The organism is Gemmatimonadota bacterium (genome assembly GCA_016712265.1).
GTDB lineage: Bacteria > Gemmatimonadota > Gemmatimonadetes > Gemmatimonadales > Gemmatimonadaceae > RBC101.
In genome coordinates, this window is the sequence record JADJRJ010000028.1 from 794,878 (window position 1) to 809,210 (window position 14,333).

A 14,333-nucleotide genomic window follows, 5' to 3' on the forward strand; every position below is an offset into this window, starting at 1 on the left:
CAACGCGCGTTCACACGTTCAGAACGTCGACCGCAAGCCGACGATGATGTGTCGCGCTGCTTCGGGCCGGAAGAAGGCGCTGTTGGCCGCCTCGGCGTACAGACGGTTCGTCAGGTTCACGATCGCGAGCGTCAGGTCCTGCGGCCGCCCGGCCACCGCCCCGAGTCGCAGGCCCGCACGGACGTTGGAAACGGTAAACGCCGGTAACACAGCCCCGATCGGGCTCGTTCCCAGGTTGATGTCTTGCTGTCTCCCCTGATGCCGCACGGCGTATTCCGCCCAGAACGCTCCACTCCGTGGCCGATAGCTCATCGCGGCGTTGAGCTTGGTGCTGTAGGTCCCCGCGACCGGCACGTCTGGCGTGTCCGGATCCCGGGTGTCGAGGTCCGTGTAGTTGAGCGCGAGCCCAAGTCCGCGACCGAGGTTGGCCGTCATTGACCCTTCGACCCCGCGCGTGCGCAGGCGCGCGACGTTCACGTTGCGGAACTCGGCCAATCGACCAAAGGTGCGGCCGGTGGGACGCACGATGATGCCGTCGCGAATCTGGTTGCGAAAGTGAAAGACTTCGACCTCCACGCGCGGGAGCGACATGCGAATCCCGACGTCGACGTTGTTCGAGGTCTCGGGCACGAGGTCGGCGTTGGTGACTTGCAGGGCCGTCCCATCGGTGGACGGACCCGCGAAGTAGCGCTCGATGAGGTTGGGAGCGCGAAAGCCCCGCCCAACGGCCGAAATCAGGCTCACGCGATCGGTGAGGCGATAGATCCCGTTGATGGCGTAGACCGTCGTGCGGTTCCGGGCGTCGAGGTTGCTGAGTGAGTCGGGAAGGCCGACGGTCGGCCGCGTCTCGGAGGACACATCATGAAAGCGCACGCCGGTGATGACCGAGACGCGGTCGTGCAACCGCCAATCGCCCTGGGCAAAGATCCCGAGGTTGCGCAAGACTGCGTTGGCGAGGGACGGCGTCGTGCCGGATTGGATGATCGGCGCGGGGCCAAATCCCACGGTGCGCGACCAGCTGGAGTCAGCCGAGCGCGCATCGTCCCGGAAGAAGTCGACGCCATACGTGAACACGGCGCGACGGGTCACGCGCGCCAGCTCGGCGCGCAGCCCGTTGGTGCGGACGTCGGTCGCGTTGAAGGAACGTGAGTTGATGGTGGCCGTCCGCCCCGGTCCCGTGGGGACGTAGACATCCACGAGGGAATGAAAGTCGCGGACGTTGCGCTGCGTGTACGCACTGACGTCGAGCCGATCGGCGAACGGCGCGCCGAGAGCGTTCAGCGCGACCCCGGCGGAGGTCTTTGCCACGTCTTGCCACGGGTACGTGAGCTGCACTCGGGTGCTGGTATCGCCAAGCACCCGAGGCTCGACCAGCCCAAACCCGGCGTTGCGCGCCTCGTAGGTGTCGTGCCGCATCCACGCGCGGCGGCCCGTCGTCCCGTGCCAGGCGGCGGTCAGCGCCAGCCCGCGATCGCGCACACCGGAATCATCGAGGCGCGTCGTGGAACCCAGGCGTACCCCGCCGAACGTCCCGGCCGGCGCCAGGTAGTCGCCGGCATTTCTCAGGTGGCCACTCGCCGAGAAGGCGAACGGGCCGGCGATCGCATTTACGGAGGCGTCACCGCGTTGTTGATCCCCGGCACCACTGTAGCGATAGCCGGCGCCGCCGCGAACGGTGGGTCCATCGGTGGCCGGTGGGCGCGTGATCAGGTTGATCACGCCGCCAATCGCGTCGGATCCGTAGAGGACGGAGGACGGTCCCCGCACGACCTCTACCCGCTCCAACTGCTCGATGTCCACGAACGACGGAAGCTCGCCAAAATCCTGTTGCCGACGCGCGTTGTTGAGCCGTAACCCGTCCTGCAGCAGCAGGATCCGCTGGCCGCGCTGGCCGCGGATCGAGGGACGTGCCTGGTTTGGCCCGGTCCCCACCACGTCGACTCCGGGGAGTTCGCGCAGGAGGTCGGTCGCGCTGTTCGCCGATCGCTCGCGCATGGTCCGGGCGTCGAGCACGGACACCGGGGCAGGGACCGCCCTGACGTCCGTCGCCTGACGTGTCGCGGTGACGGTGACGGTCCGTAGGGTCCGGGCAGAATCCACGGCCTGCTGTTGGGAAAAGCTCACCAGCGGTGTGCCCACGCTCAGGATGAGAAACACGAGGGGAAGTCGCATGGCCGCAAGATCGGCACGCCCTGTGCCCCCCTCCATTGTGGGAACTACGTACCCGCCACGTCGGAGATTGCCCGACGTCGCGCAGCGCTACTTCACCCCCTGCTCCATGCAATACCGCGTCAGCCCGGCGGCCGTGCGTATCCCAAGTTTCCGGCCCAACGAATCGCGGTGGGCCTCGACGGTGCGCGTGGCAATGCCGAGTTGGGCCGCGATTTCCTTGTTGGTCAGGCCGTGTGAGACGGCGACCAGCACCTGACGCTCACGTGTGGTCAGCAGCGGCGCGGCAGCGGACTCCGCGCGTTCACGGCCATCGCGGAGTGCCGTGGCGACGAATTGGGCCACCTCGGGCGCGAAGTAGCCATCTCCACGGTGGACGGCCGACACAGCCGATCGAAGTTCGGCCGGCGCGGAGTCCTTGCGCAGGTATCCGTGCGCCCCGGCGCGCACGCACTCCACCACGTACTCAGCGTGATCGTGCATCGACAGCATCAGGACCCGCGTGTTCGGGGCGCGTTCAATGATCTCCGGGACGGCGAGCAGTCCGGAACCTCCGGGCATCGAGATATCCAGGACCAGCACATCCGGTTGTCGTTCCATCACAAGCACCACCGCGTCCGCCGCCGAGCCGGCCTCCCCGATCACCTCGAACGTCCCGCCAGACTCCAATACCAGTCGCAATCCCTCGCGCACGATCGCGTGATCGTCGGCCACCGCCACCCGGATGCGCGGTGTCATGCGTCAACGACCGGGATCGAGACCCGCAGGTGTGTGCCCTGTCCGGGAACGGCGGCGACGCTCACCTCACCTCCGACGGCGGCGACACGTTCTCGCATCCCCGCGAGACCGCCTCGTGCCGCGGCGTCCATGACGGCGGGATCGATCCCCCGACCATCGTCCCTGACGTGCAGGATCACCACGTCGCCGTGTGCTTCCAGCGACACCTGCACGTGGGTGGCGCCCGCATGACGACCAACATTGGCGAGCCCCTCCTGGAGTGCTCGGTACAGGGCCACCTCGCCCTCTTCCGCGACCACCGGGAGGACGCTTGGTGCGTCGAAGTCAATCGGCATTCCCTGCGCGTCGGCGACCTCGTCCGTCAATGACCGCAGCGCGGGCAACAACCCCAGATCGTCGAGCAGCGCGGGTCGCAGGCCGTGCGCCAGGCGCCGAATGCCGGTGATGCTTGTGTCCACCAGCGTGATCGTATGATCGAGGCGCTGGCGCAGGGGTGCCTCGACGTGCTCGGCTACGCTCCCGAGTTGCAGCTTGACGGCCGCGAGCACCTGCGCGGTCTCGTCGTGCAGCGCGAGCGAGAGTCGTCGTCGCTCCGCTTCGTGTTGTCGAACCATGCGCCGCGAGAGGTGCTCCAGGGCTTCGCCGCGCGCCCGGAGCGTGTCCGTGAGTTCACTATTGATCAACAGCAGAATACCGCCCGCCACGCCAAGCGTGAACACGATGTCGAGGTAGTACCCCCACGGACTCCACACGCCCCGCGCCCGGAGAATGGGATAGTCCAGATGATGCACGGCCCACAACAGGAAGGTCGTGGCGAGGACGGTGGCGCCCGCAGAAGGATGGGCCAGGCGATACCGCCAGAACATGACGCCGGTCGCGGCGGTCGCGACGCTCAGGAAGGCCACGGCGGGCGCGGCGGCGAGCAGGAAGTTCTGCAGCTGGTAGATCGCGACCCAGGACCAGAGCGGCGGGAACGCGGCGAGCACGATGTACCAGGAGCGCCAACGGGCTCGTCCGGCGAAGACCGCCGAGGTCCACAAGAGCGCCAGCGCTGTCCATCCCGTGATCACCTGATGCAGGAACAGCCATGGCTGCTGCTCGGTGACCAGGAAGGCAACGATCGCCCCAATGCGCGTGAGGTAGAGCCCCCATGCGACGGCCCACCATCCGAAGTAGGCGCGGCGGGTTCGCACCCACAGTCCACCGCACAGCACCATCACCAGCAGGGTGATGGCGGCCTGCAGGATGGCGGCGTCAAGTTCGGCGAGCGGAAGCATGTGCGGTCGCGGTCCTCCAACGCGCAAAGCTACCGACGGCCCGGGCGCGTTTCATCCCACCCGTGCGGCCCGCGGGGCGTTAGCGGCCTAGCGAACGCCCTGGCAGAGCACGGCCATCACGCCCTCCGCACTGCAACTCCCGGAGGGCCGTGCCGCCGTGCGGCTGGTGGAGCCATTCACTGCCCGCGCCCGCGGACGTCCGCCGTTGGTCCAACGCGCGCGCGTCCCGCGAACGTCGATATGTGCGAACGGCCCGCTGGGTCCCATCTCATGGTAGAGCCCGAGGCCGCCGACCAACTCGGGGTATCGATGCTCGATCAGCTGGACGGCTCGGTCGAGCACCTGCAAGTCCATGAAGGTCACGCGTCCGTCGCCGTCGAGGTCGTCCATGCGACCGTCGCGATTGGCATCGATGATGATGTCCGCGGCATCCCCGAATTGGTGCCGCGAGGACTGCGCCATTCCCTCGCCGACCCCACGTCCGTTGTACTGCGGCGACCGGAACCCCGACAGCACCACCACATGGTGCGTGGCCACCCCGAACGATTCCAGTGCGTCCAGGACCAGCTCAAGCTTGTCGAGCAGCTCCTCGCGCAACACGACGTACTTCGGCCAGGTCGATTCCTGGTCGTGGGTCAGGAAGTCCTTGAGGGAGAAGTGCGTGGAGACGCGAGTGGCGACCTGTTCCCGCGTCACCTCAATGAACCCCTCGGGGTTTTCGTACCCGTTCGAGACGGCGCGCTGTTCGCCGGGCCAGTAACCGAGATGATAGCCGTTGAGGTGGCTCCCCAACTTCCGAGACCAGGGAACCATGGTGATGAACCGGAACGCACTGTCGATGGGCAACGGCCGGATGCCCGCCGAGCGGGATTCGTCCCCAAATACTCCCTGCAGCGCAGGATAGTCGGACGACTCGTCTCCACGCATGATGCGGACGAGCAGGTCGCCACTGTGTCCCGTGAGCGAATCCAGGCTGAGCCCGCCGGCTACGTCGCCGCGGCGCTCGACCACCGGCACGTTCACCAGCTCGGCGGTCACCTTGGGGGCCCCACCAAGCGAGGCCACCCGGGTGGCAGGCTCCGTACCGGTGACGACCTGCGCACCAAACCCGATCAGTGCGATCAGGAGCGGCAGGGAGAGGTGGAGGCGGAAGCGACGGAGCATCGGCATGGCAGTGGACAGACGCCTCGTGTCCCAACGCGGCAACTCGCGATGGGACAACGGGATGCACAGGTTGTGATGCAGGGCGCTCCCACACTGTCACGCCCCGTCACGCCACCGTCACATGTGGCGTCACGTGGTCCGAGGTCGTCCACGTCACGGACCCTCCGCCCCACGCATTGCATGGCGCCCCAAAACCCGGAATCGCCCAGAAAGCCTGCAGTACGAAGCGCCGACCGCTGGCTCGACGCTGCCGCGCTCTTCACGCTGGCGACCGGGATCCTGCTGTTTGCCGTGGGGCGCTCGTCGTTGGGAGCGTTGGCCGCGCAATCGTACCGGCCACCACCGACGGGCGTCACCTGGGTGTCGCGCGCCGAGTTGCACGACGCGCAGACGCGATGGGGCACGGGACTCGCCATCGCCGGGTTCATCCTCGCGCTGGGCGCGGCCGTCAAGCACACCGCGGCGCGCCGGCGCGAGATCGACTGACCGCCTAACGGCGCAGGTAGTCGTCGGTTTTGTTCAGCCAGTCCTCGCGCGGCGGGTCAAACACGTCCACATCGAGCGTATCCTCCATCGCCTCGGCCTTGTGCCAGGTGAATGACGGAATCACGAGGACGTCGCCCGCCTTCACGTCGATGACCTCCGCTTCGTCCTCGCCGATCCAGAAGCGCAGCCACCCACTCACCACATAGGTCAGCTGCTCATTGTGGTGGTTGTGACGCGGGACGACCGCGCCCTTCTTGAGGTAGACATGGGCCAGCATCATCCGGTTGCCCGTGATCAAACGCCGGCCAATGAGCGGGTTGAGCTCTTCGACAGGCATGGCGTCCCACGTATGGTGCGTAACGGCCGACATCGCGACTCCGGTGAGCGGGGAAGGCCGGACAATACCCGCCGGGATGTGCATTGACGAGGCAGGCTCGCGACCCGACCCTTGTAACGGCAGTCCGAGTAAGTATCTTAGTGCTAAGACTATCCGCCAATGACGACTCCCTCGACTCTTCACGCGCCTTCCGCGGGCCCCCGGACTTCTCGAGCCGGGCTCGGTGAAGACGTTGACGCGGCCCTGCACCTCTGGGTCGTGCTGACTCGCGCGTATGCCGCCGTGAACGCCGTGGCACGGGAGGACATCCGGAGCCATGGGCTGACTGAGGGTGAGTTCTCCGTCCTGGAGTTGTTGTTCCACAAGGGGCCGGTCCTGTTGGGCGAAATTCAGCGGCGCGTGCTGGTGTCGAGCGGCGGCATCACCTTCCTGGTGGACCGGCTCGCGGACAAGGGATTGGTGGAACGCCGCGATTGCCCGTCGGACCGTCGGGCACGCTTTGCCGTGTTGACCAGTGCTGGAGAGGATTTGTTGGCCAGGATCTTCCCGTTGCATGCCGCGCGCATGGCCGAGGCGGTTGCCGGCCTCAGTCGCGAGGAGCAGGCGCAGGCGACGGCACTACTTCGGCGGTTGGGATATGCGGCGGCCGCCGTGTCCGGAGGAGCGAAGTGAGCGCGCCGCTCGTCACGCCCGGCTTTCACCACATCACCATGGTGTCAGCCAACGCGGGACGGACGCTCGCGTTTTACCGCGAGGTCCTGGGGGTCGGCCTGGTCAAGCGCACGGTGAATTTTGACGATCCCTCCTCGTACCATCTCTACTTTGGCGATGCGACGGGGGCTCCGGGGACCATCCTGACCTTCTTCGAGTGGGGCGGCCTCCCGTCGGGGTTTCCCGGGGTGGGTGGCGTGCACCATCTCGCGTTAGGCGTGGCAACGTCCGACGCGCAGCTCAAGTGGAAGCGCCGCCTGGAAGATGCGGGCACACCGGTGAGCGGGCCGTACAACCGTGGGTGGTTTCGCAGCATCTACTTCACGGATCCGGACGGACAGATCCTCGAGATCGCGACGCGTGGGCCGGGGTACGCGGTCGACGAGGCGGCCGACGCGCTGGGGCAGCGCGAGTTGCCTCCTCCGCCCGACGCCGAGATTGTCGGGGAACGCAACGAAGCGGCTATCGAGCGGTTGACCTGGCCTGAGCCCGTGCCAACCATCACGGCGGATATGGCGCTGGAAGGGATTCATCATATCAGCGCCATCACCACGGACCTCGAGCGCCTCGACGAGTTTTATGGCGCCGCGCTCGGCTTGCGCCTGGTGAAGAAGAGCTTCAACCAGGACCATCCGGACATCAAGCACTGGTTCTGGGCGTCCTACGACGGCCAGGCGGTGGCGCCGCACAGCGCGCTGACCTTCTTTGGCTGGCCACCGCGTGGGCGACCCACGAAGCCAGGGGTCGGGCAAACGCACCACATCGCATTTCGGGCGCGGACCGCAGATGACCAGCTCGCCTTTCGCGCGCACCTGTTGGAGCTTGGCGTGCCCGTGTCGCCGGTGATGGATCGCACCTATTTCACGAGCATCTACTTCCGTGACCCGGACGGCCTCTTGCTCGAGGTGGCGACCGACGGCCCGGGCTTCGCCATCGACGAACCTCCCGGCCGACTCGGCCAGGAGCTTCGCCTTCCGGCGTGGATGGACGACCAGCGTGACGCGATTGTTGGCGCGCTGACTCCGCTGGGCGCATGACGCTCCCGCCGCATGGTGCGGCGCAGCTGTTTCGTGCCGGCGCGGTCGGCACGGCGGTGCGCGGTCGGCTGATCATGCTACATGGGCGTGGGGCGACGGCCGATGGCATCGCATCGCTCGCGGCTCCCCTTGGGGTCCTCGATCGCTGGTCGGTGGTTGCCCCGCAGGCCGCGGGCAACACCTGGTATCCCTACAGCTTTCTTGCGCCGATGGCACAGAACGAGCCCGGGATCACCTCCGGCATCGCCCTGATCGAGTCGCTGGTGCAGTCGGCGTTGGACGAGGGTTTTCGCAGCGACCAGGTCGCACTGCTGGGCTTCTCGCAGGGCGCCTGTCTTTCTCTGGAGTTTGTCGCGCGCCATCCGCGGCGCTACGCCGCGGTTATCGGTTACAGTGGCGGCTTGATCGGTCCGCCGGGTACGCCGCGCGACTACGCCGGCTCCCTTGATGGCACGCCGGTCTTCCTCGGCTGCAGTGACGTGGACGCGCATATCCCGGCCGAGCGTGTGCGGGAGAGCGCCGAGGTGCTCTCCCGGATGGGCGCCAGTGTTGACATGCGGTTCTACCCGGGGATGCCGCATACGGTGAACGACGAAGAACTTGCGGCGGGGCGGGAGCTGCTCAGATAGGGGCAGCAAAAGCCAGGGCGAAGCACGGGCTGCTCGCCTTCCTACGCTTCGGGTGCCGCTCCGGACTCGTGCCGCCCGTGCTGCATCAGTTGAAGCAGTAACCGCCACAGCGAGGCACGGGCAGTACGAGCGGCACGCGCAGCACGGGGGAGCACGCTACTTCCCGAATGGCGTGCGGTTCAGCCCCACGCGCCCGTTGCTGATGACGACGAGCACGTCGGACAACGCCTTGATGTCGGCCAGCGGGTTGCCTTCCACGAGGATCAAGTCTGCCTCGTACCCTTCCTTGAGCTGACCCACGCGGTCGCCGATGCGCAGCAGGTCCGCGGCACTCGTCGTGGCGGTGCGCAATGCCTCGAGCGGCGTCAGGCCTGCGTCGACGAAGAGCGCCACCTCGGCGTAGATGCGGTTGACGCTGGAGCTGCCGTAGTCCGTGTCAGCGCCGGTCGCGAGCTTTACGCCCATCTGGTGCGCCTTGCGCACGGCGGCGGCGACGATCGGCGCCATGTTGCGCCCGCGAAGCGTGAGCACCGGATCGTCGTAGTCGCCGCCGGGCGTGGCGAGGTCAAGTATCGTGATCCAGGTCGGAACGAGCCACGTGCCGCGCTCCTTCATCAGGCGCAGGGTCGAATCCGAGAGATAGGTGCCATGCTCGATGCTGCGCACGCCAGCCTTCACGGCGGCATACGCCCCTTCGTCACCGTGGGCGTGTGCCATCACGGGCAAGTTGTGCCTCGTAGCCTCGTCAACGATCCAGGCCAGCTGCTGCTCCGTGTAGGTCTGCTTGCGCGGATCGGTATCGGGGAGTCCGGCACGCTCCGTCCCGCGCGTCTTGATGGCGTCCACGCCACGGCGCGCGTTGGTGCGGACCACGGCGCGCAGGGCAGCTTCCGTGGTGACGCCGCCCGCGAGCGCGGTCAGGGCTGTGTCAGCGAGGATCGTCTCCCCCAGGCCGGGTGTGACGAAGACGCCGGCGGCGATCACGTCGGGGCCGGCGATCGTTCCCCGGCGGCTCGCTTCGCGCAACGCCACGTCCTGGTAGGCGGAGACACTCGCGCTCCGAATCGTCGTCACGCCGGACTCGAGTGCGCGCTTCGCTGCGGCCAGCGAGGCGACATGTGTGTGCACATCAATCAGCCCGGGAAGCAGGTATCGCCCCCGCGCGTCGATGACGTGCGCACCCGCGGGGGGTGACACCGGCCCCGTCGCGATGCGCGTGATGCGCCCGTTCTCGATGACGACGGAGGCGTTGGTCGCGAACGCTCCCCGAACGCCATCGACCAGGTGGGCATTGGTGATGACCAGTGGGGGCTGTGCTGCCGCGGTGGAGGCTGCGACGAGCACGAGGAACAGTGGGCGGATGACGAGCGAGCGCATGGGGAGTCTTTCCGGGTGGTGTCCTGAATCGGTAGCTTGACACCCTGACCGCCCTTCGAGAAAGGTCCCGGATATGCGAATGTCACGATCGCGTGCGATCGCCACGGCCCTCCTTGCCCTGACGGCGGCATGCGGAGGTGATGACGCCGACGTGCCCACCCCGCCGGGTACCGCGGCGCTTGGGACCTTCGATCGGATCCAGGGCCAGATCCTCGCCACAACGTGCACCGCTGGGTGCCACACGCAGGGTGCCGCCTTCGCCCAGTCGTCGGGACTCGTCCTCGACCGGGCCGTCGCCTACACGAACCTTGTTGGCGCTCCGCCAAAGAACGCCGCCGCGAAGGCCGACGGCCTGCTGCGGGTCCAGCCGTTCCGGTCCGATTCCAGCCTGCTCTATCACAAGTTGGTTATCGCCGACGGGCATCATTCGCCGTCGTACGGATCGCCGATGCCACTCGGTGGGCAGGTCGTCACCAATGGTGAGCTGGAATACATCCGACGCTGGATCGAAGCCGGGGCGCCGGAGAAGGGATCGGTGGTGGACACGGCGGTCCTGGCGGACCGCGCCCGCCCGGTGGCGACCCCCTTCACCCCCCTGGCCCCGCCGGCGCAGGGGGTGCAGCTCAAGATCGAGTCGTTCAGCGTCAGCCCCAACTTCGAGCGGGAACTCTTTGTCTATCGCCGCGTGAACAACGGCGCCGATGTCTTCGTGGACCGCATCGAGACGCGGATGCGGACCAACTCGCACCACTTGCTGCTCTACACCTTTGAAAACATCCCCCAGCTGATCCGCCCCTCGTTCGACGTGATCCGCGACATCCGGCACCCGGACGGTACGCTGAACCTCCTGAACATGCTGCCGATGGGATTCCACGTCTTCTTCGCCGGGACGCAAACCCCGACGTCAGACTATCGATTCCCCGCTGGCGTGGCGCTGCGCCTTCCCGCGCAGGGGACCCTCGACCTGAACGCGCACTACGTGAACCGGACGACGGCGCCGATCGCCGGCGAGGCATACATCAACCTCCACACGGTTCCCTCGGCCTCGGTGCAACGCGTGGCCCGCACCCTCAACATGGGGAACACCGACCTGACCCTGCCGCCAGGAACGCGGACCACGATCACGAAGACCTTCCGGGTCAGTGACAGCACCATGACCATCTTCATGCTGACCTCGCACATGCACGAACGTGGCGAGCGGTTCGTGGTGAAGGTGACCGGCGGGCCGCGCGACGGTGAGGTGGTCTACACCACCACCGATTGGGCCCACCCGGACATCGTCACCTACGCGCAGCCGATCGTGCTCCGACGCGGCGAGGGGCTGACCTCGGAGATCACCTACAACAACACGACCACGCGCACCATCCGCTTTGGCCTCACCAGCGCGGACGAGATGGGGATCATCTTCGGGTACTACTACTAAGCGCCGTTCCCATCGGCCGCCCGCCGCCCGCCGCCCGTCTGCCCCGACGCCCGCCTCTCGCCGTCTGCCGTCTGCCGTCTGCCGTCTGCCGTCTGCCGTCTGCCGTCTGCCGTCTGCCGTCGGTCCATGAGGCCGCCCCAACCCGTCCGCTGTGCCCCAGCTCACGCTTCGCTCGTCGTGCAAGGAGAGGAGATCCCAGCGCGCCGAGGTGCCCCATGAGCGTTCGACTCAGTGACCCCCGCCCAGAGGCGGCTGAACTGCAGACTGAAGGACCCACCCCCTCCCGGGTGTGGGGCGACCAGTGGCTGCGCGTGTCCGAAAAGGTCATCAAGGGGCTGAACCACCAACTCACCAATCGCGTCGCCTCGCTCGAGGCGGTCGTCACCCTGCTGGGCGACGAGGAAGAGGTCCCCGACCTGCAACTGATGGGGTCGCTCGCGCAGGAGGTGAAGCGGCTGAATCAGCTTCTCCACCTCTACCGACTCATGCCGGCCGAACCGTTCGTCACTACCGAACCGGTACGACTGCAGGACGCGGTCACCCAGGTCATGGAGTTGCACGGCCATCACGCGGACCTGCGCGGCATCCCCATCGAGGTGGATCGCGCCGCAGACACGCCGCCCGTCCTCGTGCGGCCCTCCGCCTTGCTGCGGTGCCTGCTGGTGCTCCTCGAAAGTGCTGCGGGGAACGCTCTTCGCGCTGGCGCCACGGGGACCCTGCACGTGGCATACGGCGGTGACGCTGACACGGTCTGGGTGACGTTCGAAGCGCCTTGTCCGCCCGCGCAGTTGTTGTTTACGGGCGACGGTAGCCTGGTCGGCGCCGTCAATAGCGCGCTCGCGCATGTGCACGGCCACGCTGATGTTCAGCTGTTGCGTGACGGGAGCACCGAGCGCATTCGCTACACGGTGCAACTCCCGACGTTGGCCGCGGCACGCCGGGCCGGGTTGTAGCGTCGACCTTCCGACGGGACGTCGGACGGACCGACGTGCCTCAGGCGACCGACGCCCGCAGGGAACCCAGGGCGCCCCGCAACCGGCTGACCGCCTTCGCCCGGATCTGTGATACACGCGACTCGCTGACCCCGAGAATCGCCGCGATGTCGGACAATTTCAGCTCTTCGAAGTAGTACAGCGACAGCACGTTCCGCTCGGACTCCGGCAGTGCCAGCAGGGCGTCTCGGAGATGCGCCACTTCCTGCGTGAGGGTGAGCCGATCCTCGACGTCGTCACTTGGGTCCGCAATCAACTGTTCGAGCGGGAGTCGGGAGCCGTTCGACGCCTGCTCCGACGTGCGTTCCAGGGGAATGAACCTGCCATGATCGCTCTCGGCCTGCCACCGGCTCAACGTGGTCAGGTCGACCCCCATCGCACTCGCCAGCTGCGTTTGATCCGGGGCGTGGCCCAGGCGACGGCTCAGGGCCTCTGAGGCCGCATGCATCTCGCGGGCCCTCCGTCGGACGGAGCGCGGCACGTGGTCCTGGCGTCGCAACTCGTCCAGGATCGCGCCCCGAATGCGGGGGGCGGCGAAAGTCGAGAACGCCAACCCACGGGTCGAATCGAAGTTGTTGAACGCTTCGATGAGCCCGATGGTCCCCGCGCTGACCAGTTCGTCGAGTTCGACGTCCATCTGCTTCGATCGGCAAAGTTGCCGCGCGACATGGTACACCAATCCGAGGTGTTCGCCGAGCAAGGCCTGACGAGACTCCGGATCGACCACCTTGGTGGCTTGGGCAGTCGCGTTTCGCATGGGGCGTCCGTTCCGTGTGTGGGTGCCATGCCGCCAGTGCGCGGCAAGGAAGGGAAGGGCAACCGGTGTTCCACACGGATTCTGACAACACCAGAATCGTTCAAGTCGTTGCAGGGCAATACGTTGAGGCGGTTGGACGCGCGTCTCGATGGCAAAAAAAGACCGGGCAGAAGCTGCCGGGCGGGGCAACCCCTTCCGGCAAATAGGGTCGATTCGGGTAACAACGGGCTCAAGCGGGTGCGGCATCCTGCCGATACTTGCCTTCGGACCCACAGACCAATTCCTCCCGTGAGCAATCGTTCGCCGCTCGACGTCTCGACGCTCAACGTCACGACTGAAACACCCTATACGCCGCTCACCGCGATCCCGGAGCCGTCGTCGAAGGTGACGCGCCGAAAGCTCGGCGCCGTGCTCGCCGACCGTGCCCCACGCGGACTGACGCCGGACCAGATCGAGGAGTACCGCCGTCGCCTGGTGCGCGGCCTTTACAACTCCCCCGCGGTGCAGACCGAGGTTGCGCGTCGCATGCTGGAGAGCGGGGACTTGTAGCACCGTCGGATCAGGGCTGGCCCAGGGCGGTCGCGCAGTCGCGCGGCCGCCCGTTGTTTTAGCTTCCCACCCCATGCATCGCGCCGCGCTGCGCCACCTGCGAACGGTTGACCCCATCCTGGCGGGGGTCATTCAGGCCGTCGGGCCGTGTCGTCTCGAAGTCAGCGCGGGCCTCACGCATTTCGAGGCGGTCGCGCGGTCGATCGTCTACCAGCAACTCTCGGGAAAGGCCGCGGCCACCATCTACGGCCGGTTCGCGGCGCGATTTCCCGGGAATGTGGTCGAGGCCGGCGCGCTCATGCGCATGAGCGACGATGCGCTGCGTGAGGTTGGCCTGAGCCGCCAGAAGGCGGCGTACCTCCGTGACCTCGCGACTCGCGTCGTCGACGGCGCGCTCCCGATCGAAACGCTGCACACCCTCGACGACGCCGCGGTGATCGGGCACCTCACGACGGTCAAGGGCGTTGGTCTGTGGACCGCCCAGATGTTCCTGCTCTTTCGGCTCGGTCGGCCCGACATTCTCCCTGACCTCGACCTCGGCGTGCAGAAGGCCATGAAGATCGCGTACCGCATGCGGAAGCTGCCCACCCCAGAGCGGGTGCGAAAAGTTGGAGCGCGGTGGGCGCCGTGGCGCTCCGTCGCGACCTGGTACCTCTGGCGCTCGATCGACGGCGACGCCAACTAACC

Annotated in this window: 15 protein-coding genes; 8 read left to right on the plus strand and 7 right to left on the minus strand. The window is 67.1% G+C overall.

Annotated features, from left to right (window positions below):
- Positions 1 to 18 precede the first annotated feature (18 nt).
- From IPK85_10265 to IPK85_10280, 4 genes are all read right to left on the minus strand, one after another.
- A complete protein-coding gene (locus tag IPK85_10265; protein ID MBK8247765.1) occupies positions 19 to 2,172 on the minus strand; it encodes a TonB-dependent receptor in 2,154 nt (717 codons plus the stop codon).
- 87 nt (positions 2,173 to 2,259) lie between these two features.
- On the minus strand, positions 2,260 to 2,907 hold the full coding sequence (locus IPK85_10270) for a response regulator transcription factor (protein MBK8247766.1): 648 nt from the start codon (positions 2,905 to 2,907) through the stop codon (positions 2,260 to 2,262).
- Entirely contained in the window at positions 2,904 to 4,184 is a 1,281-nt protein-coding gene (locus tag IPK85_10275) for a sensor histidine kinase (GenBank protein ID MBK8247767.1), read from the minus strand. Before IPK85_10275 ends, IPK85_10270 begins: the two co-directional genes overlap by 4 nt.
- Positions 4,185 to 4,271: 87 nt before the next feature.
- Positions 4,272 to 5,354: a hypothetical protein gene (locus IPK85_10280; protein ID MBK8247768.1), complete on the minus strand. Its 1,083-nt coding sequence runs from the start codon at positions 5,352 to 5,354 to the stop codon at positions 4,272 to 4,274.
- 174 nt (positions 5,355 to 5,528) lie between these two features.
- Here IPK85_10280 and IPK85_10285 point away from each other — a divergent pair, with 174 nt between their 5' ends.
- Positions 5,529 to 5,834, plus strand: coding sequence for a hypothetical protein (locus IPK85_10285; GenBank protein MBK8247769.1), 306 nt, complete (start codon positions 5,529 to 5,531; stop codon positions 5,832 to 5,834).
- A gap of 4 nt (positions 5,835 to 5,838) precedes the next feature.
- Here IPK85_10285 and IPK85_10290 read toward each other — a convergent pair whose 3' ends face one another.
- Positions 5,839 to 6,204, minus strand: a complete 366-nt coding sequence (locus IPK85_10290) for a cupin domain-containing protein (GenBank protein ID MBK8247770.1) — start codon at positions 6,202 to 6,204, stop codon at positions 5,839 to 5,841.
- A gap of 126 nt (positions 6,205 to 6,330) precedes the next feature.
- Here IPK85_10290 and IPK85_10295 point away from each other — a divergent pair, with 126 nt between their 5' ends.
- From IPK85_10295 to IPK85_10305, 3 genes are read left to right on the plus strand one after another with little or no spacing between them, the layout of a single operon-like run.
- A complete protein-coding gene (locus IPK85_10295) occupies positions 6,331 to 6,843 on the plus strand; it encodes a MarR family transcriptional regulator (GenBank protein ID MBK8247771.1) in 513 nt (170 codons plus the stop codon).
- Positions 6,844 to 6,881: 38 nt separating this feature from the next.
- Positions 6,882 to 7,919 carry a VOC family protein gene (locus IPK85_10300; GenBank protein MBK8247772.1) on the plus strand — a complete coding sequence of 346 codons (1,038 nt, stop codon included), beginning with the start codon at positions 6,882 to 6,884 and terminating at the stop codon, positions 7,917 to 7,919.
- On the plus strand, positions 7,916 to 8,548 hold the full coding sequence (locus tag IPK85_10305; protein ID MBK8247773.1) for a dienelactone hydrolase family protein: 633 nt from the start codon (positions 7,916 to 7,918) through the stop codon (positions 8,546 to 8,548). Before IPK85_10300 ends, IPK85_10305 begins: the two co-directional genes overlap by 4 nt.
- Positions 8,549 to 8,704: 156 nt before the next feature.
- On the opposite strand, the gene IPK85_10310 is transcribed toward IPK85_10305, so the two are convergent.
- Positions 8,705 to 9,925 carry an amidohydrolase family protein gene (locus IPK85_10310; protein ID MBK8247774.1) on the minus strand — a complete coding sequence of 407 codons (1,221 nt, stop codon included), beginning with the start codon at positions 9,923 to 9,925 and terminating at the stop codon, positions 8,705 to 8,707.
- A gap of 73 nt (positions 9,926 to 9,998) precedes the next feature.
- Here IPK85_10310 and IPK85_10315 point away from each other — a divergent pair, with 73 nt between their 5' ends.
- Together IPK85_10315 and IPK85_10320 are read left to right on the plus strand one after the other, a co-directional pair.
- Entirely contained in the window at positions 9,999 to 11,348 is a 1,350-nt protein-coding gene (locus IPK85_10315) for a hypothetical protein (GenBank protein MBK8247775.1), read from the plus strand.
- Positions 11,349 to 11,563: 215 nt separating this feature from the next.
- Positions 11,564 to 12,301 carry a HAMP domain-containing histidine kinase gene (locus IPK85_10320; protein ID MBK8247776.1) on the plus strand — a complete coding sequence of 246 codons (738 nt, stop codon included), beginning with the start codon at positions 11,564 to 11,566 and terminating at the stop codon, positions 12,299 to 12,301.
- A gap of 40 nt (positions 12,302 to 12,341) precedes the next feature.
- On the opposite strand, the gene IPK85_10325 is transcribed toward IPK85_10320, so the two are convergent.
- Positions 12,342 to 13,097, minus strand: coding sequence for a FliA/WhiG family RNA polymerase sigma factor (locus IPK85_10325; protein MBK8247777.1), 756 nt, complete (start codon positions 13,095 to 13,097; stop codon positions 12,342 to 12,344).
- 288 nt (positions 13,098 to 13,385) lie between these two features.
- Here IPK85_10325 and IPK85_10330 point away from each other — a divergent pair, with 288 nt between their 5' ends.
- Both IPK85_10330 and IPK85_10335 read left to right on the plus strand, forming a co-directional pair.
- Entirely contained in the window at positions 13,386 to 13,646 is a 261-nt protein-coding gene (locus IPK85_10330; protein ID MBK8247778.1) for a hypothetical protein, read from the plus strand.
- Positions 13,647 to 13,719: 73 nt separating this feature from the next.
- The gene (locus IPK85_10335) at positions 13,720 to 14,331 is read left to right on the plus strand and encodes a DNA-3-methyladenine glycosylase 2 family protein (GenBank protein ID MBK8247779.1); all 612 of its coding nucleotides are present in this window, start codon (positions 13,720 to 13,722) and stop codon (positions 14,329 to 14,331) included.
- Positions 14,332 to 14,333: the final 2 nt, after the last annotated feature.